The 23,383-nt window shown below is 51.0% G+C and carries 20 protein-coding genes; 2 read left to right on the top strand and 18 right to left on the bottom strand.

Going from position 1 to position 23,383, the window contains the following annotated elements:
• The first annotated feature begins 214 nt into the window (after positions 1 to 214).
• Positions 215 to 1,453, top strand: coding sequence for a serine hydrolase domain-containing protein (locus IC617_RS11705; protein WP_191145170.1), 1,239 nt, complete (start codon positions 215 to 217; stop codon positions 1,451 to 1,453).
• Positions 1,454 to 1,544: 91 nt separating this feature from the next.
• Positions 1,545 to 2,453, top strand: coding sequence for a pepsin/retropepsin-like aspartic protease family protein (locus IC617_RS11700; protein WP_191145169.1), 909 nt, complete (start codon positions 1,545 to 1,547; stop codon positions 2,451 to 2,453).
• A gap of 42 nt (positions 2,454 to 2,495) precedes the next feature.
• Here IC617_RS11700 and IC617_RS11695 read toward each other — a convergent pair whose 3' ends face one another.
• The 18 genes from IC617_RS11695 to IC617_RS11610 form a co-directional block, all read right to left on the bottom strand.
• Positions 2,496 to 2,891, bottom strand: a complete 396-nt coding sequence (locus tag IC617_RS11695) for a DUF2750 domain-containing protein (RefSeq protein WP_191145168.1) — start codon at positions 2,889 to 2,891, stop codon at positions 2,496 to 2,498.
• A 2-nt stretch (positions 2,892 to 2,893) separates the two neighbouring features.
• Positions 2,894 to 3,637, bottom strand: coding sequence for a 23S rRNA (guanosine(2251)-2'-O)-methyltransferase RlmB (gene rlmB / locus IC617_RS11690; protein WP_191145167.1), 744 nt, complete (start codon positions 3,635 to 3,637; stop codon positions 2,894 to 2,896).
• A gap of 3 nt (positions 3,638 to 3,640) precedes the next feature.
• The gene (gene rnr / locus IC617_RS11685; protein ID WP_191145166.1) at positions 3,641 to 6,088 is read right to left on the bottom strand and encodes a ribonuclease R; all 2,448 of its coding nucleotides are present in this window, start codon (positions 6,086 to 6,088) and stop codon (positions 3,641 to 3,643) included.
• A 77-nt stretch (positions 6,089 to 6,165) separates the two neighbouring features.
• Positions 6,166 to 6,804, bottom strand: a complete 639-nt coding sequence (locus IC617_RS11680; RefSeq protein ID WP_191145165.1) for a tetratricopeptide repeat protein — start codon at positions 6,802 to 6,804, stop codon at positions 6,166 to 6,168.
• A gap of 117 nt (positions 6,805 to 6,921) precedes the next feature.
• Positions 6,922 to 7,719: a uroporphyrinogen-III C-methyltransferase gene (gene cobA / locus IC617_RS11675; protein WP_191145164.1), complete on the bottom strand. Its 798-nt coding sequence runs from the start codon at positions 7,717 to 7,719 to the stop codon at positions 6,922 to 6,924.
• Entirely contained in the window at positions 7,719 to 8,480 is a 762-nt protein-coding gene (locus IC617_RS11670; protein ID WP_191145163.1) for a phosphoadenylyl-sulfate reductase, read from the bottom strand. Before IC617_RS11670 ends, cobA begins: the two co-directional genes overlap by 1 nt.
• Positions 8,455 to 10,185, bottom strand: a complete 1,731-nt coding sequence (gene cysI, locus IC617_RS11665; protein ID WP_191145162.1) for an assimilatory sulfite reductase (NADPH) hemoprotein subunit — start codon at positions 10,183 to 10,185, stop codon at positions 8,455 to 8,457. The genes IC617_RS11670 and cysI overlap by 26 nt, the downstream gene beginning before the upstream one ends.
• Positions 10,185 to 11,963, bottom strand: a complete 1,779-nt coding sequence (locus tag IC617_RS11660; protein WP_191145161.1) for an assimilatory sulfite reductase (NADPH) flavoprotein subunit — start codon at positions 11,961 to 11,963, stop codon at positions 10,185 to 10,187. Before IC617_RS11660 ends, cysI begins: the two co-directional genes overlap by 1 nt.
• Before the next feature lie 161 nt (positions 11,964 to 12,124).
• Positions 12,125 to 13,114: a DUF2333 family protein gene (locus IC617_RS11655; RefSeq protein ID WP_191145160.1), complete on the bottom strand. Its 990-nt coding sequence runs from the start codon at positions 13,112 to 13,114 to the stop codon at positions 12,125 to 12,127.
• A gap of 21 nt (positions 13,115 to 13,135) precedes the next feature.
• On the bottom strand, positions 13,136 to 13,579 hold the full coding sequence (locus IC617_RS11650; protein ID WP_191145159.1) for a copper chaperone PCu(A)C: 444 nt from the start codon (positions 13,577 to 13,579) through the stop codon (positions 13,136 to 13,138).
• Between the two features lie 187 nt (positions 13,580 to 13,766).
• A complete protein-coding gene (locus IC617_RS11645) occupies positions 13,767 to 13,973 on the bottom strand; it encodes a PspC domain-containing protein (RefSeq protein WP_191145158.1) in 207 nt (68 codons plus the stop codon).
• A 140-nt stretch (positions 13,974 to 14,113) separates the two neighbouring features.
• Positions 14,114 to 14,335 carry a hypothetical protein gene (locus IC617_RS11640; protein ID WP_191145157.1) on the bottom strand — a complete coding sequence of 74 codons (222 nt, stop codon included), beginning with the start codon at positions 14,333 to 14,335 and terminating at the stop codon, positions 14,114 to 14,116.
• Between the two features lie 271 nt (positions 14,336 to 14,606).
• Complete coding sequence (dusA, locus tag IC617_RS11635) at positions 14,607 to 15,590, bottom strand: tRNA dihydrouridine(20/20a) synthase DusA (protein WP_369410397.1); 984 nt, start codon at positions 15,588 to 15,590, stop codon at positions 14,607 to 14,609.
• Positions 15,591 to 15,643: 53 nt separating this feature from the next.
• Positions 15,644 to 15,958 carry a hypothetical protein gene (locus IC617_RS11630; RefSeq protein WP_191145156.1) on the bottom strand — a complete coding sequence of 105 codons (315 nt, stop codon included), beginning with the start codon at positions 15,956 to 15,958 and terminating at the stop codon, positions 15,644 to 15,646.
• Between the two features lie 248 nt (positions 15,959 to 16,206).
• Entirely contained in the window at positions 16,207 to 18,018 is a 1,812-nt protein-coding gene (gene atzF / locus IC617_RS11625) for an allophanate hydrolase (protein WP_191145155.1), read from the bottom strand.
• Positions 18,015 to 21,659, bottom strand: a complete 3,645-nt coding sequence (gene uca, locus IC617_RS11620) for an urea carboxylase (protein WP_191145154.1) — start codon at positions 21,657 to 21,659, stop codon at positions 18,015 to 18,017. The genes atzF and uca overlap by 4 nt, the downstream gene beginning before the upstream one ends.
• Positions 21,660 to 21,960: 301 nt before the next feature.
• Positions 21,961 to 22,599 carry an urea amidolyase associated protein UAAP2 gene (locus tag IC617_RS11615; protein ID WP_191145153.1) on the bottom strand — a complete coding sequence of 213 codons (639 nt, stop codon included), beginning with the start codon at positions 22,597 to 22,599 and terminating at the stop codon, positions 21,961 to 21,963.
• An 11-nt stretch (positions 22,600 to 22,610) separates the two neighbouring features.
• A complete protein-coding gene (locus IC617_RS11610; RefSeq protein ID WP_191145152.1) occupies positions 22,611 to 23,348 on the bottom strand; it encodes an urea amidolyase associated protein UAAP1 in 738 nt (245 codons plus the stop codon).
• Positions 23,349 to 23,383 lie beyond the last annotated feature (35 nt).

The raw sequence follows: 23,383 nt of genomic DNA, 5'->3' as shown, positions 1-23,383 counted from the left end.
GGATTATTAGCTTCGTTAGGCTCAGTCACACCACATAGAAGCAAGGAACTAAAGTTAGTTTGACTGATTTAAGGGCGCGTAGTGTACAGAAAGCAAGCAGCGACCGCAACAGCTGTGATGGAATATTGCAACTCCCGAATTTGATTCAAATTTGTTAACCTAGCGCGACTTTTTTCAGAAGGTGTTATTCGTCTTAATGATGTTGCTTAGTCGAATGGTTCGATCATTGTTGCTATTGTTGCTACTGGCAGTGCCTGTAGCCGCTGTTGCTGCGAGCAAAAAAGCTGAATCCGTGGATCAGCTATTGCAACAGTTCGACGACTACTTTCTGGCTCAGATGAAAAAACACAAAGTGCCCGGCGGCGCTTACGCCATCGTTTATGGCGATCAGGTGCTTCGCCTGCGGCCATATGGCGTTCGAAAACAACGCAGCTCGGCGCCAATTGATATTCACACCACCTTTCGCCTTGCTTCGGTGTCAAAAACATTTGCTGCCACCTTGGCCGCCAAGCAGGAACACGCCGGTGCATTTAGTTGGTCCGATCCTGTACTCAACTATGTGCCGGAGCTGCAATTTAAAACGACCGGCCATGCTGAGAAGTTGCAAGTCCGAAATTTACTGAGCCACACCAGTGGCTTGGTGCCCAATGCTTATGACAACTTGATTGAAGCGGGTCAGTCACTGCCAAAAATATTGCCGCAATTTAAAAAACTCAAACCGCTGTGTAAGCCCGGCCAGTGTTATGGCTACCAGAACGTGCTCTATAGCATGATCGAGCAAGTGATTGAGCAAACCAACCCTCTTTCCTATGAAGCACTGATGCAGCAGGAAATTTTCGCGCCGTTGGGGATGAAAAACGCCAGCCTCGGCCGCGATGCATTTATTAGCAATCCCAACCATGCAACTGGCCACCTGAAATTAAAGCGCGGCTGGTACCCGAAAAAGCCCAAGCGTGACTACTACAACTTTCCCGCCGCAGCCGGTGTCAATGCCAGCATCAATGACATGAGCAAATGGTTAATCGCGCAATTAGGCCATAAGCCAGACGTATTAGCGCCAGCGGTACTAGCCGACATGCAACAGGCCAATGTCACCACTCGGCGCGATTTAAAACGACGTCAATGGCGCAAATATCTCAAACGCGCTGAGTATGGACTCGGCTGGCGACTGTACGATTTTGCTGGCACTGATTTGGTGTACCACGGTGGTTGGGTTGCCGGTTTTCGCGCCGATCTGGCTTACGCGCCGCAGCTCGACATTGGTGTGGTGGTATTGCTCAATGCGGAATCCCACGCCATTAATTTTGTCACCACTCATTTCTGGGAAATGATGACTAAGCCCAATGCGATGCAACTGCTGGCTGATCATCGGCCCAAGGCTGAGCCGCGTCAGTCATCGACAATCTTGCTTCGCAACGCCCATATTCAACCCTATCGCAGTCACGAACTATAAAAGCAACACTGGACGACGCCAACGTCACCTCCTAGAATTCGAAACGACGCATCACGGATGATGTTCACCAATATGAACAGGAATTCATGCGATGAAATACCTCCGCAATATACTCGCCCTTGGTTTAGCCTTCGTTAGTCTGTCATCAACCGCCGCCATTACCGAATGGATCGAGTTCAGCCGCGACAGTGGCCATATTCGCTTGCCATGCAAAATTGCCGGTATCGACGGCTACGCCATTATTGACTCTGGCGCCAACACCAATGCGATTAATCGCGCATTCATAACTAAATACGATCTAGAGGTCGACAAAGGTATGCCCATAATTATGGATGGCGCCTTTGGCGAGCAGCGCACGTCATTGGTTAACAATATTCAAGCTCATGTGTTTTCAACGGATGCAGAGCTTGATCAGTTAGCACTACTGAGCATCGGGCCTCCAGAAAACCAAATCATACTGGGTCACTCCTTTTTAGAGCGCTTTATCGTGCAATTCGACTATCCAAATAGTCGAATGAGACTAATGACCCGAGAGCACGTTGATCTCAAGTCAGTCGCCAACCTAGACACCCGTTCGAACAAGGGCTCTAAACTTCCTATCGTTAAAGTGTCAATGAATAACGAAGAAGACGCTTGGCTGTTACTCGATACCGGTAATAATGGTGGCGTCATCATTAAACGAGGAATTGCTGAACACAATGACTGGCTCGATCGATTTGAGCTGTCGGATGTTGAGTACTCTGGCGTAAATAAAACATCAGTGATGCAAGAGTTTGTTTTACCGAGCATACAGTTTGGGCCGTTTGAACTTTCGGACGTACCAACATTGGTACCGAGCAAGGGAAGCAAAATCAATTTAATGCGTCCAAACGGTACCATGGACCGATTAGGGCGCAGTAGAAAAGTTCAAGGCATCATCGGCTATGACGTACTCAAACACTTCGTCTTAACCTTGGACGTAAAGTACGGCCGAGCGCATATTGCTCTGCCAGCGGCATAAAAAAACCGCCGTCAGGCGGTTTTTCAAACGTGGCGAAAGCACTCAAACAATGGGTGCTTTTTTCTTTTGTAGCTTCAGATGAACCGCCAACTCTTCGGCAGCAATCACTTCACTATTGCCTTCCAGATCAGGGAACACAGCGACATCAATCACATCGTTTTCCATTCCCGGCAGCCACTTTTGCTCCCAGTCGTCGAGCGAAATAGCAAGTGGCTCCAAGCCCTGCCATTCTTCAACGGAAGCAGCCTTAGCAAAGACTTCCAGCGGCCATACCGGCAACAATTGCTCGCCGTCACTGTCAACGATCAAACAACCTTGCTCATCGGAGAGAGCCCAAACTTGTTTGTGCTTAACGGCTAATCCAAGGAACAAATCAAAACGCTGCTCTTCGTTTTGTTGTCCCCATTCTGTAATTTGTTGTTCTGAGTATTCACTCATGCTTATGCTCCTAGCCGTTGACGCACGACTTCATACAAACAAATGCCGGTAGCCACCGACACATTTAAACTACTCACTGCTCCGGCCATTGGCAGCTTCACCAACTCGTCACAGTTTTCTCGGGTCAGTCGGCGCATGCCCTTGCCCTCAGCTCCCATAACCAAGCCCATTGGTCCGCGCAGCTTGCAATCAAACAGGCTTTGCTCCGCTTCCCCTGCAGTGCCCACCAACCACACGCCTTGCTCCTGCAAGAAGCGCATGGTGCGGGCCAAATTTGTGACCTGTACTAAAGGTACGGTTTCTGCCGCACCACAGGCCACTTTTCTCACCGTTGGATTCAAACTCGCAGATTTATCTTTCGGCACGATGACCGCATCAACACCAGCGGCATCGGCCGTTCGCAGACAAGCGCCTAAGTTGTGGGGATCGGTAACACCATCAAGTAGCAATAGCAGCGGCTGATCATTGGCCGCCAAAATGGCGTCAAGATCGGATTCATTGGCGATCTTGGCGGGCTTAATGCGGGCCAGTACCCCTTGGTGATTTTCACCTTTAGCGCGATCATCCAAGGTTTTTCGAGGAACGAATTGAATGCTGACACCATGCTGACGAGCTAGTCCAACCATGGCCTGAAAGGCGTCATCATCACGCCCTTTGAGACACCATAGTTCGACCACACGCAGCGGTGCTGCATCTAAAATTGCGCGCACGGCATGGATGCCGAACACTGATTCAAGTTGACTCATGTATTACTTTTTCTTGCGTTTTTTGGCGGCGCTTGCGCCTTTGCCTTTTGCTTTAGACTTGCCTTTCGGCCCTTTCGATTTTTTACTTTTTGCCAGTGCGGCACCGGCCGCGGACACTGCCGCTCGGGCTGATCCCGGTTTAGGTTTGGCAATCCCAGTATCATTCCAGACGCCTTTGCCGCCGGAACCTTTTTTCGAACTCGCTTTCGACTTGCCTTTAGATTTGTTGCCTTTACGCCCTGCCGTCTGACCTGCAAGGACAAAATCAATCATCTTGTCATCAAGGTTCACCGCCGCCACCTGCACTTCGACCACATCGCCAATCCGGTAACTTTTACCGGAGGCGTTACCGACAAGGCGCTGACGGGCACCATCAAAATTGTAGTAGTCATTTTGCAAGCTGGAGATATGCACTAAACCATCAATGTGCAGCTCATCCAAGCGAACAAAGAAACCAAAGCTGGTCACCGAGGCAATCACGCCGCTGAATTCATCACCAACATGATCTTGCATGTACTCGCACTTGAGCCAGCTATCAACATCGCGCGTGGCTTCATCAGCACGGCGCTCGGCCATCGAACAGTGCGGACCAAAATAGTCCATGTCCTCATCGAAGTAATGATAACCACCAATCGGCGTCCAACGATCAGGCACTTCGCCGTGCTCTTTGGCAATCAGGTATTTAATGGTGCGATGCAACAGCAAATCTGGGTATCGGCGAATTGGCGAGGTGAAATGAGCATAAGATTTCAATGCCAAGCCAAAGTGACCAATATTCTCTGCGTCGTAAACCGCTTGCCGCATCGAACGCAGCAACATGGTTTGAATGAGCTCAGCGTCCGGTCGATCGGCTGCTCGCTCAAGTAAATCCGCATAGTGTTTTGGCGTGGGTTCCATTTCGCCACCAAGGTGCAGTCCGAGCTCACCGAGGAAATTGCGGAAGTTAGTCAGACGCTCTTCACCCGGCGAATCATGGACACGGAACAGCGACGCTGCTTTGTGCTTCTCAACATATTTTGCCGCCGAGACATTCGCTAGGATCATGCACTCTTCGATGATCTTATGGGCGTCATTACGGACCACTGGAACGATGTGGTCAATCTTACGAAACGCGTTGAAGATAAACTTGGTTTCGACCGTTTCAAGCCCCAACGCGCCGCGCTCAACTCGAGCGGCATGCAACGCCTGATAGAGATGATGCAGTTGGGTAATATGGCCAACCAAAGGCTGATAGCGCTCAATCAGCTCGGCATCGCCATCTAAAATTGCCGCCACTTTGGTGTAGGTTAAGCGGGCTTTGGATTCCATTACTGCCGGATAAAATTTATAGCCTGACAGCGCTCCGCGCTCGCTGACGGTCATTTCGCAGACCATACACAAGCGATCCACTTCTGGATTTAATGAGCACAAACCATTGGAAAGCTGCTCTGGCAGCATGGGGATCACTTGCTGTGGGAAATACACCGAGGTAGCACGGTTAACCGCCTCATCATCCAACGCGTTGCCGGGGCGGACATAATAGCTGACATCGGCAATGGCTACCCACAAGCGCCAACCACCGCTGCGCTTGCGTTCACAGTAAACAGCATCGTCAAAGTCACGGGCATCTTCACCGTCGATGGTCACCAAAGGTAAATGACGTAAATCAACCCGACCATTGCCGTGTTTGTCTTTTTCAGGGACTTCCTCAGGAATGCCTTTGACTGCGCGCGTGACCGCTTTGGGCCACTTGTGAGGGATTTCGTGGCGTCGAATAGCGGTTTCGATTTCCATCCCAGGCGCCATGTGTTCACCGAGAATTTCGGTAACTTTGCCAATGGCATGCTGGCGTTGATTCGGGCGCTGCACTAATTCCACAACCACCACATGCCCTTGACGGGCGCCCTTGCTATCGTCTTTAGGGATGACGATGTCTTGGTTGAGGCGATTATCATCAGGCACTACAAAGCCAGTGCCTTTTTCAACAAAATAGCGGCCGACAATACTGCGCTTGGCATCTTCCAATAAGCGCACAATGCGACATTCCATTCGCCCTTTGCGATCATGCTTGGTCGGTAAGATCAGCACTTTGTCGCCGTGTAACACGGCCAGCATCTGCCGCGGTGGAATAAAGTAATCCGAGCCGCCCTCGTCGGGACGGGCAAAACCATGGCCATCACGGTGGCCAATGACAGTTGCGCTAATCACGCCCATCTTTTCAGGTAAGGCGTAACATTTACTGCGAGTAAACACTAACTGACCATCACGTTCCATGGCGCGCAGGCGGCGCCGCAACGCTTCTTGTTGCTCCTCATCATGGAGCCCTAAGTGCTTTTCGATTTGTGATCGATTGAGAGGTTCGGGTTGATCCTGCAGCAGTTGCAAAATCAATTCCCGAGAGGCAATGGGTCGGTCGTATTTTTTAGCTTCTCGATCCTGATGCGGATCTTGATAGTGTTTGGATTTACTCACGCTGGCTCGTCGATTAGGCCTGATAGCCCTGAGTATACCTTATGGAGCGATTGAGCAACGAAGAAAATACACGCAAATTAACGCTCTAGCGGTCCTTGCGCCTGTTTTACTAACTCTGCTGGCATTTTATTGGCCAGTTGCGCTAATAGCTCGCTGGCGCGTTGTTGTTGCTGTTGATCGGCAATCACAGCGTTGTGCAGCCAATGATAAACATCGTAATAGGCGGACGGATCGCCATAGCCTTGCAGATACAATTCAACCAATTGCATTTGCGCTTTAACATGGCCGGTGGATGACGCGGTGTAGAGGTATTCTGCCGCTCGTACTTTGTTCGGTCGAACAAATTTGCCCTGTGCATAATAGCGGCCCAGCTGCTCTAAACCGGCAGGCAAGCCTTGCTTTGCCGACATTTCGATATACAACATGCCCAGCTCAGCATCGCGCTCAATGCATACCCCGTAGAGCAACATATCACCGTAGAGAAACTGATAGGCTGGCACTTTCATTTTTTCGGCACGGGCTTTGATATCTTCGACCAACTGACAGTCATCGTCGCGGACGCGTTTGAGGTGCTCGTTGTTGTTGATCAGCTCCAGCAGATCATCCTGAGAATAGATTTGTACCGCCGATAAGATGGAATCCGCTTGCGCTGCGGATACAGATAACGCCGCGCTGAGTGCGACTGCTTTGAGAAAATAAGGAACTGACCTAGCCATAGCGCAATGAACCATCTGAACAAACGATAAAAACTACTTATAACGCTTGTATCGACAATTACCAATATTTCTTGAGGGCCAGTTCCAGAGTTGAATGGTTTGCTCGTTAGCGCGCGGTCAGGCAACGTGCTCTGTTGCTAACGGCTGCTGTAAGCGCATCGCCACCACATCACCAATAACCAACAAAGCCGGCGACTGAATTGCTTGCGAGGCAATGGTGTCGGCCAAGTTATCGAGCTGACACTCAACAACGCGCTGCTCTGGTGTGCAGCCTTTCTCAATAATGGCAACGGGCGTGCTCGCGGCGCGACCATGCTTGATCAGCTCTGCGGCAATTTGCGCGGCTTTAAACAACCCCATGTAAACCACCACGGTGCTATTAGTCACAGCCATTTGCGCCCAGTCTGGTGACTTGCCTTCGGCTTTACAGTAACCAGTCACGACAGTCGCACTCTGGGCGACATCACGATGGGTCAAGGGGATGCCGGCGTAAGCGGCACAACCAGAAGCCGCGGTGATCCCCGGAATGACCTCAACGTGATGGCCATTATCCAGCAACACCTGCATCTCTTCCGCACCACGGCCGAAGATAAACGGATCGCCGCCTTTTAAGCGCACTACCCGCTGGCCAGTCGCGGCAACTTTCAACAACAACTGATTAATCGCATCTTGGGTCATGCTGTGTTGGCCGGCTCGTTTGCCAACACAGTAGCGTTGGCAATGGCTTGGCAACAGCGACAAAATTTGCTCGGACACCAGATAATCGTACAGCACGATTTCGGCCTGCTGAATGCGCAGCAAGGCGTTGATGGTCAGCAAGCCGACATCGCCGGGACCAGCACCAACCAGCGAAATCGCGGCGGTTGGCGCTGACAGCAAGTGTCCGGGAATATTTAATAGCTGGGAGTGGCTCATTAAATACCGTCCCCGTCGACATTCGATTCGTGCAGACCACACTCGCGCTTAAGGCCAAAGAAACGCGTTTCTTCTTCGGTCATGCCCGCCTCCAACGGTCGGCTGGTGTGGGCATCGCCCACCGAAACGTAGCCTTTGTCCCACAATGGGTGGTACGGCAAGCCATGCTCTTTCAGGTAGTAATGGACGTCTTTGTTGCTCCAATCAATAATCGGCAGCATTTTGAAGCGACCTTTGACGGTATCGACCACTGGCAGCTCGCTACGAGTACTCGATTGACTGCGACGCAACCCTGAATACCAAGTGCCAACGTTAAGCTCATCAAGCGCACGCTGCATTGGCTCAACCTTGTTCATCCGATTGTATTTGTCGATGCCTTCAACACCTTCTTCCCACAAACGGCCGTAGCGAGCTTCTTGCCATGCGGGACTAATCGGATTGCGATAAATCTGCAAATTTAGGTTAAGGCGCTGCTGCAACTCATCAATGAATTGGTACGTTTCAGTGAACAGATAACCGGTATCGACCAAGATCACCGGAATATCAGGCTGCTGCTGCACTAACATGTGCAACAACACCGCCGACTGAATACCAAAGCTGGACGACAGCACTTGAGCACCCGGCAGGTGCTCCAAGCCCCAAGCCACTCTCTCCTGAGCACTGAGCGATTCTAAGTGACCATTGATTGAGGCCAGTTCAGCACGCTGTGCAGCAGGCGACAACGCCGATAGCGATTTAAGCTGGGAGTGCGCCAACATCATGGAAGTCCTTTGCTGAGTCGATCACAGGGGCAATGATGCCGCTACGAACAACGAAATCACCAAAGCGCTCTTCTCCATCGCGTTCCTGCAACCAACGACCCACTAACTCATCAATAATGCTGAGAATTTCGCTGTCGCTGATGTTTTCTTTGTGCAGACGTGGAATGCGCTCGCCATTGTGAGTACCGCCCAAATACAAGTTGTATTTACCCGGACCTTTACCCACCAGACCAATTTCCGCCAACATGGCGCGGCCACAGCCGTTTGGACAACCGGTGATACGGGTGATGATGGACTCCTCTGGCGCGCCATGCTTGGCCAGAATTCCCTCAATATCAGTAACAAAAGCGGGTAATACACGTTCTGCTTCGGCCATCGCCAACGGGCAGGTTGGAAACGCCACACAAGCCATTGAGCTCTTGCGCTGGTTGCTGGTGTGGTCGTCGAGCAAGCCATGGTCGCGGGCTAGTTGCTCAATCGCACCTTTTTGATCAGCAGGCACACCGGCGATCACCAAATTTTGGTTGGCGGTCATGCGGAAATCACCTTGGTGAATTTCTGCAATCTTGCGCATCCCGGTTTTCAGCGGCTTATTCGGAAAATCGAGAATTCGGCCGTTTTCAATAAACAAGGTCAGGTGATGTTTACCATCGATACCTTCAACCCAGCCGAAGCGATCGCCGCGTTCAGTAAATTCGTACGGACGACTGTCTTCAAACTTAATGCCAGCTCGGGATTCAACCTCAGCTTTGAACACATCGACACCAACACGCTCCAACGTGTATTTGGTTTTGGCGTTCTTACGGTTGACTCGGTTGCCCAAGTCACGCTGAGTGGTCACAACCGCGGCGGCAACGTCCAAGGTTGCTTCAAGCGGAATAAAACCAAAGTCGGTCGCTTTGCGTGGGTAGGTTGCCGTATCGCCATGGGTCATTGCCAAACCGCCACCAACCAGCACGTTAAAGCCAATCAGTTTGCCGTCTTCAGCAATGGCAACAAAGTTCAAATCATTGGCGTGAACATCGACGTCATTTAACGGCGGAATAGCCACCGTGGTTTTGAACTTACGCGGCAAGTAAGTTGAGCCCAAAATTGGCTCTTCCGTTGACACCGCTTTTTCACCATCTAACCAAATCTCAGCGTAGGCATTGGTTTTTGGCAACAAATGCTCGGAGATCTTGGTTGCCCATTGATAGGCTTCGGCATGCACTTGTGACTCAATCGGATTCGACGTACACAGCACATTACGGTTGACGTCACCGGCAGTCGCAATGGAATCAATGCCCATCTCGTTAAGCGTCTGGTGCATCAACTTCATGTTGCGCTTGAGCACGCCGTGGAACTGGAAAGTCTGCCGTGTGGTTAAGCGAATGCTGCCATAAATGGTTTTTTCTTCAGCAAATTTATCAATGCCCAACCACTGGTTTGGCTGAATGATGCCGCCCGGCAAACGCGCCCGCAGCATCACCGTATGCAGCGGCTCTAATTTTTGCTTGGCGCGCTCGGCACGAATGTCACGGTCATCCTGCTGATACATGCCGTGGAAGCGGATCAATTGAAAGTTATCAGCGCTGAAACCACCGGTGATTTGATCCGTTAATTCTTCAGCAATAGTACCGCGCAAAAAATTACTTTCACGCTTCAAACGCTCGTTGTCGGCCAGCTTACCCTGAACCTGTAACTCTTCGATGTTAATGTCGCTCATTAGTAGACATCCCGTTGATAACGCTTGGCTTTACGCAGTTCGGTCAGATATTGCTGCGCGTCTTCTTCTGATTTACCGCCATGCTGTTGGATGACAGTTTGCAGGGCCTGATGAACATCTTTGGCCATGTGGTTGGCGTCGCCACAAACATAAACGTGAGCGCCTTTTTCCAACCACTGGTACAGCTCGGCACCTTGCTCGACGATGCGATGCTGCACATAAACCTTCTCGGCTTGGTCACGCGACCAGGCAACATCCATGCGGGCTAACACGCCAGACTTAAGATAAGACTGCCATTCCACCTGATAGAGGAAATCCTGAGTGAAATGCGGGTTGCCAAAGAACATCCAGCTATTGCCTTCAATACCGTCCGCTTCACGCTGCTGCATAAAGGCACGGAATGGCGCAACACCAGTGCCAGGGCCAATCATTACGATTGGTGTTTCTGGGTTTTCTGGCAAACGGAAGTTGTTGTTATGCTCGATAAATACTTTGACATCGCCGCCTTCTTCCAGTCGCTCAGCCAAGAAACCAGAGGCACCGCCCATGTGCTCTTTGCCGTGAGCGTCATAACGAACCACACCAACAGTCAGGTGCACTTCTTCATCCACTTCGGCTTGGCTTGAGGCAATTGAGTACAACCGCGGCGCCATCTTGCGCAGGGCGCCGATTAGCTGCTCGACGGTTAACTCAAGGGGGTAATCGCGAACAATATCGATGATCTGGCGATCGGCGATGTAATCACGCAATTTACTGGCATCGGCGGCTAAATCCGTTAACGATTTTTCGCCAGTCGCTTCGGCCACCGCTTTGATAAAGCCCGGATAACTCAGCGTTAGCTCATAGTCTTCAATCAGCGCTTGGCGTACTGATTTGCCATCAACTTCAGCGTTGCCGTCGACTTTCACCAGCGCTAATAGCTCATCAACTAAAGCTTCATCGTTCTGGAACCAAACACCAAGGGCATCACCTGGCTGATACTGCAAACCAGAGCCTTCCAGATCGATTTCAATATGACGGATGTCTTTGATTGAATCACGACCGGTGATCTTCTGGTTGGTCAGCAAACTAGCGGCGAATGGGTTCTTTTTGTTGTACTGGCTCGCTGCAGGCGCAGCGGCAGTTGCAGCCGCAACAGGTGCCGCGGCAACACTGGTCAGCGATTTGGCTTCGGCGACGACTTTGTCGATCCACTCGGCAACCGCGTCATCGTAATCAACGTCACAATCAACACGTGGCACGAAGGATTCTGCGCCGAGCTTACCTAAGCGCTCATCAAAATCTTTACCGGTCTGGCAGAAAAATTCATAGCTTGAGTCACCAAGACCCAGCACTGAATAACGAGCACCATCAAGTTTTGGTGCTTTTTTACCAACCAAGAAACCGTGCAGCTCTTCGGCATCATCCGGCGGCTCGCCTTCACCGTGAGTTGACGCGACGATAGCTAGCAGCTTTTCGTTCTTCAGTTTATTTGGTTTGTAATCGCCCATGCTAAAGACATCAGCAGGGACACCAGCGGCATCTGCTTTTTCCTTCAGCTGTTTAGCAACACCTTCGGCATTACCCGTTTGCGATCCGTACAGAATAGTGAGCGTGGCACTGTCAGCAGCAGGTGCGGCAGCGGCAGGCGCATCGCCTGTGCCGGCGCCGGTTTGGCTCAGCGCAGCTAAATAGCCACTGACCCAGCTAATTTGCAGCGGTGACATGCCAGCCAGAGCCTGTTGAAGCAGGCTTAATTGTTGGTCCGTTAAAGGACTGGTGAGTCCGTTTAATTGCATGGCGGTTACTAACCTTACTTTTTCAGAGGTGATAAAGACTAAACAAGTTAAGAAATAACGTAAAAGAATTGATTTTGCTTTTTATATTCCAAAAAGAGATAACAAACTAAAAACAACAAGGGCAGCCCTAAGGCTGCCCTACAATAGCGTCTGCTGGTCGCTTACCCTTGGTCGAGTAGCTCTCGCAAGTCAATGACAGCAGCATTGGCTCTGGAAATGTAGTTGGCCATCACCAAGCTGTGGTTCGCCAACATACCGAAGCCAGAGCCGTTTAGTACCATTGGGCTCCACAACGCTTCCTGAGTTGCTTCCAGTTCACGGATAATTTGTTGCAAACCAACGGTCGCATTCTTCTTCTCAAGCACTTCGGCAAAGTCGACTTCAATGGCTTTGAACATCACCAACAGCGCCCAACTGGTACCGCGGGCATGATAGAAAATATCATCAATTTTCCACCACGAGGTCTGCTCAAATTGCAGCTCGGCAATAGCAGAAGACGGATCTTGGTAATTCTCGCTGAGCATATCGACATTAATGCGATCGCGACCAACACTGGCGCTAAGCCCCTGAGAGACCGAGCCCAAGCGCTTTTCTACAAAGCGTAGCCACTCGTTAAGGTTATCCGCTCGGGTGTAAAATTGCGCCGAGAAATCGGCCGGGTCGGCTAGCCGCGAACGATAGCTCAGCAACAGTCTTCTTGCTTTATCGTACTCATCTTCAGCAGCAGGAAACACCCAACTGGTGTGGGAAATATTCAGCGCAGGGTGGGCCAAATTGAGATCCGAATCTTCGGTTGACTGCGACTGGCTGCGAGCAAAATCACGGCGCATCGCCAATGCAGTATCGCGAGCGACTTCAAGTACGCCAAATTCCCAGTTCGGCATATTGTCCATAAAAATTCCCGGCGGCGTGACATCATTGCTCAAATAGCCTCCTGGCTTTTCGAGCAAGTGATCAACCAGCAGCACCAACGCTGTGGTCGAAGTGTAACCCGGCACCATCACAACTTGTTCTTGTTGTGCTTGCTGCTTCGCCACTGCTTCCACGTTGGGCACATCGGGCTCGCCACTCCACCAAATCGCGATGAAGTAAAACACCACGAATAGAAAGCCAATCAGAAGGGCTGCACTTTTCCAGTATCGTTTGTACACACAAGCCTCACTTAACAAACATTAGTGATGGTGATGATGAGATGACTTTACGTCTTTTAACGGCGCATCGAAAGATAATTGCTTGCCGTTACTGAAGGTTAGCAAAATTGGAATAGATGTCGCCTGATTAATGCTTGGATCAACACCCATCATCATCAGGTGATAACCTCCGGGCTTTAATTGCACGGAGCCCGAAGCAGGAACAACAATGGCATCAACCTGACGCATTTTCATCATGCCATCGTCATGAACATGGGTATGCAGCTCCACCCGATCAGCCACATCGGTTTGGCCGCTCACTAACGACACAGGTTGCTGACAATCGTTCGCAATGGATAAAAATGCGGCGGTATTCGGTACGCCGGGGATCACTGAGCGAACGTAAGCGTTTTCGATTGTCAGCTCACATGCCGAGGCCGACGTTATCATTGATGCCATGAATAAGAATGCGGCGCGTTTAATCACATAATCACCTGTTTAATTGATTGTTCTCATCTGCCTTGGCACTTCGGACGTCTTGCTGCTGCCAACGGTGCCATCAACACATGGGAGATGTAATCAGCATATCAAGTCAGCGTGAAAACTCTAATAATCAAATAAATATAATGATTGAACGCAAACAAAAGGCGACAAAACTGTCGCCCATTGAGCTTTATCTGAGTCTTGATTGCGGAGTTGGCATCAGTACCGCGGCGAGCAGGTAGCCTGGGATCATCACCAGCGGCATGCTAAACAGCATGACTAATGCGATGATTCGCAACCAAAATCGGCTTAATCCCCAGTGGTTGGCGAAGCCGGCAATCACACCGGCCAATTTGCCCTGCACTGGATCACGATATAGTTGATGATAAGTGTTCATTTTGCCTCAAACTCCCGCCTGCTTGGCGTCATCATTTCGACCCCAAACCGATAAAAAATGTAGTCCCGCCCAAGTCACCAGCCACCCTGCAAGTGGCAGGCTCCACCACATCATTAATTCGACTGGTGACAACATGGCCGTTACTCGCTCTGCTCTGTGTCAGCAACAACGCTCTGTAAGCTCGCCCAGACTTGCTCTAACTGACGAATCGAACTTTCTCTGATATCGACAGCAACTTGCTCTGCCACTTCCAAGGCCACGTCGCTAACGACGCTGGTCAGTTCATTTGCCGATGCGCTAGGCGCTACTGTGCTAGCCGCCAAAGTTAAACCAGAAATAAGTGCGATTTGAATGCGTTTCATGATGTTTTCTCCAAGTGCCCGTCCTGTCTGTTGCAGGGGTAAGGGTAATGTTCAATGTCCAGTGACACTGCTGCGCTTCACTGCGTTACGAAGAGACTATTTCAAGGCTTGTGCCAGAATTGAAAAATATTTTTATGCCACTGATTTAATTAGATTAAATTAAACTTTAGCAAATTAACGAGGGGACCATGGAAAGAATGAGTTAGTGAAATTAACCAGCCTAGTGGTCAATTTCACAAGGTTTGTTCATTGCCGTCTTGGGGAAAAGCGATCAGTCGTATACTAACGCCATTGCTTGTTGCAATATCTCAATGCCTTTGTCATCGCCGCGGCCGTTTTCACTCAAATATCGGCGCCAAGCACGCGCCCCGGGTACGGCTTGGTATAAGCCCAACATGTGGCGAACAATGTTGTTTAAGCGCGCACCTTGGGTGATTTGCTGCTCGATATACGGCAACATGGCTTCAACCACTTCTGCTCGACTGATGGTTTCACCGTCTTGCTGGTCAAACATCAATTCTCCGGCTTCAGCCAGCAAATAGGGATTTTGGTAGGCAGCTCGACCTATCATAACGCCATCAAGGTGTTGCAACTGCTCGCGCGCTTGCGCCAATGTCATGATGCCGCCATTAATAGAGATGTGGCAGGCCGGAAAGTCTTGCTTAAGCTGGTACACGCGCGGATAGTCAAGCGGCGGGATCTCGCGATTTTCTTTGGGGCTTAATCCTTGCAGCCACGCCTTGCGGGCATGAACAATAAACACATCGCAGCCCGCCTGATTAACGGTACCGACAAAATCTCGGACAAATTGGTAGCTGTCTTGCTCATCAACGCCAATCCGGTGTTTTACCGTCACCGGCACATCAACCACTTGTTTCATGGCATCGACACACTGAGCCACCAGCTCGGGCTCAGTCATCAACACCGCGCCAAAGCGACCTTTCTGTACTCGATCCGATGGACAGCCAACATTCAGGTTGATTTCCGAATAACCGCGCTCGGCACCAATTTTGGCCGCTTTTGCCAAATCCTCCGGATCGCTGCCGCCCAATTGCAAGGCAACCGGCTGCTCAAGCTCATTGAATGCCAAGTAATCACCTTTGCCATAAAGAATCGCACCGGTGGTGACCATTTCGGTATATAGCAACGCATCAGCGCTCAGCTGACGGTGGAAATAACGGCAATGGCGGTCCGTCCAATCTAGCATGGGTGCAATGGAAAGACGGCGATTAAAGGCGAGAGGATCGTTGCTCACAAACAAACTCGGAAAGGTATAAATCTAGATGCTGCGAAGTTTACCAGAGTTCACTAACGCTGGGCTTTAAATTCCTCAGCCAGTTGCTCGGCAATGCGGCCAGGATGAACATCATTGTAACTATCGCGGGATTTCCAATCATCTCGTTCAAAATAATTATCGACAAAATATTCAGGCACACCAAGGGCTGCGGCACAATGGATGATTTGGCTGGCTTTTTGATCTCTGATGCGCTGGAGGTTGCGGCTACGGACACGTCCAATCAACCAAATAGCCGTCACCAGCGCAGGCCATACCAATGACCATTGTTGGTAATAACTAATTAGCCAAAACCCACCAAGCAGTAGGATGAAAACCACATGACTCACACAAAGCCCCTCAACGCCAGTAAAAGGCGGTCACTTTAAAACTCTCCAGAGAACAATACCGTTAGTTAGTTCAAAAAGTCACCCTTTTCCTATAACAATCAACAAAATGCTTACACGTTGCCAACTTTTAAAATAAGTATTTCCCTATAGGCACTTGCGCGACTTTGGACCAGAACCCACAAAAAAGGGCTTGATTGAATCATCAAGCCCTGTGGTTCAAGATTCAGGGGCCAGCAGCCCCCCAGATGTTAACTGGGGAGACTTTCGAGGTATTGGCGCCAACTGCCAAGGTGGGTGATCTCGGTGGCGGACTCAATGGCGTAGCCTTCACAAATAAAGCTGATGCACCAACGGCCATCGGCCAACTCTACTTTCCCTAAACCCAGTGGCTGTGGAATACCTGCAAGGAAACTGCCCAAATGCGCCACCGGCATTTGCCAGACTTCCACGGCAATCGCGGCACCGTTCGCTTCATCTCGAATCAAACCCGGGCGAAATGGCGGCCCACCAGCCAACGCATAGAAACGGTAATTGGCAGAGGTGGCCGTTTGCTCCAGCAAGGTTGCGCCTCGCTCCAGCAATTGATGATTGAGCGGTAAACCTTGCAAGTGAGCACCACAAACCACCAGCTCAACCGTTTCTGCAGCGGCTTCAGCTTGCTCAGCTAACGGCGGCAAGGCCACCTCGGTTGCCCCCAATTTGAAGCCATAGGCTTGCTGTAACTGCCCCGCCATACTCAGCAACGCGCCATCCTGCCAAGCATCAGCAAACAAAGTGATGCCAAACGGCAATTCCGTCGTTTGAAATCCAGCAGGCACGGCAATCGCAGCGTAGTCGAGGAGGTTCATGAAGTTGGTGTAGTAGCCGATATTCGAGTTCAACGTAATGGGATCGGCGTTGACCTCGTCAATCGTGTAGATAGTGCCGGCAGTTGGGGTGACGATGGCATCCAATTCAGCCAAGATGGCATCGCATTGCACCTTATAGGCTTGCAATTTGTACATGGCGTTAAATGCATCAACCGCGGTTTTGCCTTGAGCGCCGCCGATAATGGTTTCGATCACCGGTAGACAACGACTGCTGTCTGCTTCGAAAAACGATTGGATCGCGGCATAGCGCTCCGCCACCCATGGTCCTTCATACAGCAGCTTGGCCGCTTGTAAAAATGGTTCAAAGTCGACCTCAACCAAGGTTGCGCCTTGCTGACTCAACTGTTGCAACGATTCGGCGAACAACTCAGATGCCGACTCATTGCCAAAGAACGCCAACTGACTGGCCTTAGGTACCCCGAGAGCCTTGCCAGCTAAGCCTTGCTGCGGCAAATAGCTCTCGCTCGATAATGGCTGTGGTCTGGCATAACAGTCATTGCCGTCATACGCACCAGCAATGGCCAGCAATCGTTCAATATCGTCGGTGGTATGGGCAAATAGCGTCACGCAGTCGAGGCTCTTGCAAGCGGGGACCACGCCAGAGCAACTCAAGCGGCCCTTGCTCGCTTTCATGCCAACAATGTTGTTAAAAGCGGCAGGAACTCGCCCAGAGCCCGCGGTGTCGGTCCCCAACGAGAAACACACCTGACCGGTGGCGACACTCACGGCGCTGCCAGAGCTAGAGCCTCCAGAGATATAACTGGCATCAAAGCTATTGCTCACCGCGCCCCACGGAGAACGTGTTCCGACCAAACCTGTGGCAAACTGATCAAGATTAGTTTTCCCCAAGGGCACCGCGCCTGCAGCAATTAATTGCGCCACAACAAACGCCGATTCAGTCGGTTGGTAGCTGTATTCTTTGCAGCCTGCTGTCGTTGGTAGATCAGCTAAATCAATGTTGTCTTTAATGGCAAATGGCACACCATAAAGGGGCAAATCAGCGGCCGATTTGTCCTCCAAGGCTGCAACATAGGCCGATAACTGCTCGTCACTGAGCAGGCTAATCCAGCAGTTATTTTTATCCGCGCGAGCATCATCGAGTTTTTGCTGCAAAAACGTCGCGGGCTTAATCTTGCCCTCGGCATAAGCGGCCAGTACGCCACTGACAGTAACCAGATTCAATTCGCTCATTGGCCAGCCTCCGTTGCAACAGCTTGCTCAGTTTCAGATATCACCAGCAAACGCTGACCGGCATGAACTTGCGCGCCAGCTTGTTGTGTCAGATTGACGACGACACCATCGCTCGGCGCCGTCACTTCCAATTCCATCTTCATCGCTTCTAAAATCATCACTACTTGTCCTGCTTTAACCGCATCACCGGGCTTCACCAACACTTGCCAGATATTGCCTGCCACATGACTTTCAACGGCTTGTTCGCCGTCGTTAAGTTGATCGTCGCTGGCTTCAGTTTGAGCAATGGTCTCGGCCTCAAAATTGGCGTCACCACTGTCAATCCAACGCTGCCGCTCCGCTTCAAATGCTTGTTGTTGTTTGGTTTTAAACTGCTGAATTTGCGGCTGATTGGCATCGAGCATGGCCTGATAATCGGCCAGCGAAAACTCAGTCTGTTCAATTTTCACCGGATACTGACCACGCGGATGCTGCTGGCGGATGGTCAATAGCTCATCGGCACTGACTTCATAGAATTTGATTTGATCGAAAAATCGCAGTAACCAAGGTTTACTGAAGGCTTCGGTAGTCCGGTAGCGATTCCACATTTGCATGGTCCGACCGACAAACTGATAGCCGCCCGGCCCTTCCATGCCATAGACACACAAATAAGCACCACCGATCCCAACTGCATTCTCCGGTGTCCAGGTGCGGGCGGGATTGTATTTGGTGGTCACTAAGCGATGTCGCGGATCCATCGGTGTTGCCACCGGCGCCCCTAAGTACACATCGCCTAATCCCATCACCAAATAGTTGGCATCGAAGACAATTTGCTTGACCTCATCGACTGAATCCAAGCCATTAATACGGCGAATAAACTCAATATTATCGGGACACCAAGGGGCATTTTTGCGGACCACTTCGTCGTATTTTTTGATCGCTAAGCGGGTCGCTTCATCGTCCCAAGACAATGGCAGGTGAACCACTCGAGCAGGAACAGTCAGCTGATCAATATCGCCCAACGACGTTTCGATTTGCTCTAACTGAGCCAGTAGTTTGGCTTGTGGTAACTGCAAATTGTTGTAGTGAATTTGCAGCGAGCGAATACCCGGAGTGAGCTCAAGCACGCCTTCAATGGCTTGCTCCTGCAACGCCAGCATTAGCGCATGGACGCGAAATCGCAGGCGAATATCTAGCACTTGCGGGCCATATTCCACCAGCAAAAAATCCTCACCGCTGGGTCGGTAAACCACTTGCTCACCATAACAAGCAGCATCAAGGGTTTTCAGTATCGGCGAAGGTAGCGGTTGTTCGGCCGAATAGGGCACAGCGTCCAACTCGGTTTCTTCAAAGCGTCCTTCTTCAATGGCTAACAGTTGCTGCTTTTCAGCCTGTTCTGCTTGCTCATGGCTGACGGGAACAAAGCGAATGGTGTCGCCCGCCTTGAGCTGCCCCATTTTCCACAAATCTGCTTTGATAATGGTGGCAGGACAGACAAAACCACCCAAGCTCGGACCATCCGGCCCTAAAATGACCGGCATATCGCCGGTAAAATCAATGGTCCCTACGGCATAGGCATTATCATGGATATTTGATGGGTGCAGACCAGCTTCACCGCCATCACTACGAGCCCACTGTGGTTTAGGGCCAATCAAACGAACACCGGTTCGAGACGAGTTAAAATGAACCTGCCACTGGGCATCGAAAAATGCCTGAATGTCGGCTTGGGTAAAAAAGTCGGGGGCTCCGTGGGGACCGTATATCACCCGAATGGACCAATCCTGGGTCATCACTGGCGGCTTCGAGATAGCGCTACTGGTCGCGGCCTTTGGCGTGTATTGTTGAGCTAAATGCAAGACATCACCGGCACGCAAAGCGCGGCCACCATGACCACCAAACTGTCCCAAGGTGAACGTTGATTTACTGCCTAGGTAATCTGGGCACTGAATCCCTCCGGCGACCGCCAGATAGCTACGAGCGCCAGCGCCGCTAATTTTACCCAGAGAGAGTGTTTGGCCGGCGGCAACGTCAATCACAGTCCAAGGTGCAATGACTTGACCATCTAACCTGGCATCGATCGCCGCACCACCAATGGCAATTTGGCTATCACTGTTAAAACTGAGAGTTGGGCCACTGATGATCATTTCCAAGCCAGCGTCAGACTCGTCATTACCAAGTAGCTGATTGAGCAACTGTGAAGTCAATGAATCCATCGGCCCCGAAGGTGGCACACCGATATCCCAATAGCCGGCCCGACCAGGATAGTCTTGGATGGTAGTTTGGGTACCACCACTAACAACATCGACACTTGTTGGCTGGTAATGGAAGTCATTCAGGCTTCGAGTGAGAACCTTGCCTTGCTGCACCAATTCAGTGGCCAACAGTTGCGACAAATAACCCAAGTTATGCTCAATGCCATAAAGCTTGGTATCGGCGAGGGCACTGGCCAGGCCATTGAGCGCATGCTGACGGTCGGTGCCAGTAAAGATGATCTTCGCCAGCATCGGATCGAAAAATGGCGACACTTCCAACCCCGCCTCAACCCAATGATCAACGCGCAAGCCATCATTGGCCGGAAAATCAACTTGAGTGAGCAAACCGGCGCAAGGTTGAAAGTTTTTGTTGGCATCCTCGGCGTACAAACGAACCTGAATTGCATGCCCCTGAGGTTTGAGTGTTGGTGCTAACTCGGCCAGTGGCGTGAGCTCACCGGCCCCCAACTCGATCATCCAGCGCACTAAGTCGACGGCAAACACTTGCTCAGTAACGCCGTGCTCTACTTGTAAGCGAGTGTTCACTTCAAGAAAGTAAAACTGCTCTGTTTGTTGGTCCAGCACAAATTCAACGGTACCCGCATTGCGGTAGTTGACCTGTGCCGCCAATCGAATCGCTGTTTGTTGCAGGGCAGCGCGAGTGTCATCGGACAAATGCGGCGCAGGGGTTTCTTCGATCACTTTCTGGTTGCGACGTTGCGCCGAACAATCACGCTCGCCTAACGCAACCACCTCGCCTTGGCCATCGCCGAAGATCTGCACTTCAATATGGCGAGCGTGCTGAATGAATTTCTCCAGAAACAAACCGGCGTTGGCGAAATTGTTTTCGCTCAAGCGCTTGACTGACTCGTAGTTATCGCACAACTCTTCAGCGGTGTCACAGCGTTGCATGCCAATGCCACCGCCACCAGCAGTACTTTTCAGCATCACCGGATAGCCAATCTGCTCAGCCTGCGCTAACGCTTGCTCTAGCGAATCGAGTAATCCGGTGCCTGGCAAGAGCGGCACCTTGGCTTGCTCGGCCAGCGCGCGCGCTTCATGCTTGAGGCCAAAGCCATTCATCTGGGCTGCAGTGGGACCGAGAAAGACCAGTCCAGCCTGTTCACAACGCTCGACAAAGGTTGGGTTTTCACTCAAAAAACCATAGCCAGGGTGAACCGCTTGGGCACCAGACTGAGCCGCGATGGCCAGTAACTTGTCTTGGTTAAGGTAGGTTTGAGCGGCTGCGCCATCACCCAAGGAGTAGGCTTCGTCAGCTTGCGAGACATGCAAACTATCGGCGTCAGCCTCGGCATACACCACCACGCTTTTGACGTTCATGGCTCGCAACGTCCGAATAATGCGACAAGCAATCGCGCCGCGATTGGCAATCAGCACTTTTGCAAACATAGGTCATTCACCTTTTCGCCAGTGGCCTAATAAAATCAAACTGGTGCTTGGTTTCAAAATCATCACAGTAGCTCCTTGAGGAGGTCAGGATGTTTGTGAAGCAAGCTTCTGCCGCATGGATGCGGCAGTAGAGCCATCAAGGATGATTTCACGGCGTCTTGCGAAATAAACATCCTGTCCGAACGAGCATGCAGTTGACTCAATTGGCCTTGCCAGCTGGCGTCTTTAGTTCGGGTCGTCCCGAGATGAATAGTGGGCGTTTAACGGGGTCGTCCCCTGCCCAATTGGTTCGATGTTTCAATTAGTCCCAGATCAGCACTTCAACCGGCGTCGGGTTGTAAGCGTTGCAGGGGTTATTCAGCTGTGGGCAGTTCGATAGCAGCACAATCACATCCATCGCCGCCTTTAGCTCTACATATTTGCCCGCACCACTAATGCCGTCTTCGAAGGTTAAGCCACCTTGCTCAGTAATAGGCACATTCATAAAGAAGTTGATATTGTGGGTAATGTCGCGCTTGCTCATGCCAAATTGCTCGTTTTCCGCAACCGCGAGGAGCCAGCTGTCTCGACAAGCATGCATGCATTTTTTGTCGATGGCGTAGCGCACCGTATTGCTTTCCGTCGCGCAAGCACCTCCCAAAGTATCGTGTCGACCGCAAGTATCGGCGACAATTTCCAACATCAGATTCCCTTCATTGGATAGCAGCTCGGTGCCTGCCGTTAAATAGACGTTACCCTGCTCTCGAATGGTATCCATGGCGCTGTAGCGCTCCGATGGATCGTGGGCGTTATAAAACAAAGTATCGGCTGCCTGATTGCCTTCCAGATCGAGAATTCTTACTGTCTGACCGGCCTTGACCACTTTCATGTAGTAATCACCGGCATCGACCACATCTCGTTGTACCGCGTGTTCTGCGAGCAAGTTACTTTCTTTAATCATCGACTTGTCTCCTAACAGCAGCCAGTACTATGGCCCGAATGAGCCAAATAACGGCGATTGTTCTCGAAGCCTCGACCATTTTCTGGCCTCGAATTAAGGCACGGATCATCATCAGCGACCGCAGCCGACTTAACCATACTGAGTTGCACAGAATGGCGCGGGTATTCAGTAGCCGGATTCATTGGATGAGGACAAGTGGTAAACACCACCAAGGTGTCCATTTCAAAGCGCAATTCAATGACATCGCCAGCCTTGCTGTGATCAGTGGCAAACTGCAAATTACCCTCAGCATCGGTATGCACTTTACTGAACAGGTTTAAATTCGCCGCCAGATCTTTTTTACCTAAGCCGTATTTGGCGACCTCAACCAACAGCGCGTCATAACCATTTTGCTTCCAGTCGTTGCGGTCAGTCTGGTAATCGCGCTTACCCCATTTGCTGGCGACCTTAGCTTTATTGGCAACGCCCGCAACTGAATCGATCCAACCGGTATCATCGCGAGTAATCGAGCAAAATACCCGACCCATGTCGGAGTACAGGCAGTGTCCTTGGGTCAGTTTGAAGGTGTGCTGACACTTGAGGGTATCTGGCGCATTGTAGCGCTCTAGCAGGTTATTGGGGTTGTAAAACAACATACTCAGATTGGCGCCACCTTCAGGATCGGTGAGCACTAAGGTATGCCCTTGTGGAACCACCATCGACCAGTGGGCCGCTGGCGGTATCACATCAGTAAAAATTGTCTCGGCCATAAAAAATCCTCTAACTCAGCTACGTGTTTAATTGT

The sequence above is a fragment of the Neiella litorisoli genome (assembly GCF_014773395.1).
In the GTDB taxonomy this organism is placed as follows: Bacteria; Pseudomonadota; Gammaproteobacteria; order Enterobacterales; family Neiellaceae; genus Neiella; species Neiella litorisoli.
Note: the sequence above shows the minus strand (reverse complement) of the source record. Positions and strands in the feature narration are given on the sequence as shown.

Bases quoted from the DNA above. Each gene is read 5' to 3' on its own strand.
- IC617_RS11705 (WP_191145170.1), top strand. From the start codon at position 215: ATGGTTCGATCATTGTTGCTATTGTTGCTACTGGCAGTGCCTGTAGCC.
- uca (WP_191145154.1), bottom strand. From the start codon at position 21,659: ATGTTTGCAAAAGTGCTGATTGCCAATCGCGGCGCGATTGCTTGTCGC.
- IC617_RS11695 (WP_191145168.1), bottom strand. From the start codon at position 2,891: ATGAGTGAATACTCAGAACAACAAATTACAGAATGGGGACAACAAAAC.
- IC617_RS11660 (WP_191145161.1), bottom strand. From the start codon at position 11,963: ATGCAATTAAACGGACTCACCAGTCCTTTAACGGACCAACAATTAAGC.
- IC617_RS11615 (WP_191145153.1), bottom strand. From the start codon at position 22,599: ATGATTAAAGAAAGTAACTTGCTCGCAGAACACGCGGTACAACGAGAT.
- IC617_RS11645 (WP_191145158.1), bottom strand. From the start codon at position 13,973: ATGAACACTTATCATCAACTATATCGTGATCCAGTGCAGGGCAAATTG.
- IC617_RS11670 (WP_191145163.1), bottom strand. From the start codon at position 8,480: ATGATGTTGGCGCACTCCCAGCTTAAATCGCTATCGGCGTTGTCGCCT.
- cysI (WP_191145162.1), bottom strand. From the start codon at position 10,185: ATGAGCGACATTAACATCGAAGAGTTACAGGTTCAGGGTAAGCTGGCC.
- IC617_RS11640 (WP_191145157.1), bottom strand. From the start codon at position 14,335: ATGAAACGCATTCAAATCGCACTTATTTCTGGTTTAACTTTGGCGGCT.
- atzF (WP_191145155.1), bottom strand. From the start codon at position 18,018: ATGAGCGAATTGAATCTGGTTACTGTCAGTGGCGTACTGGCCGCTTAT.
- IC617_RS11610 (WP_191145152.1), bottom strand. From the start codon at position 23,348: ATGGCCGAGACAATTTTTACTGATGTGATACCGCCAGCGGCCCACTGG.
- IC617_RS11680 (WP_191145165.1), bottom strand. From the start codon at position 6,804: ATGGCTAGGTCAGTTCCTTATTTTCTCAAAGCAGTCGCACTCAGCGCG.
- IC617_RS11700 (WP_191145169.1), top strand. From the start codon at position 1,545: ATGAAATACCTCCGCAATATACTCGCCCTTGGTTTAGCCTTCGTTAGT.
- rlmB (WP_191145167.1), bottom strand. From the start codon at position 3,637: ATGAGTCAACTTGAATCAGTGTTCGGCATCCATGCCGTGCGCGCAATT.
- cobA (WP_191145164.1), bottom strand. From the start codon at position 7,719: ATGAGCCACTCCCAGCTATTAAATATTCCCGGACACTTGCTGTCAGCG.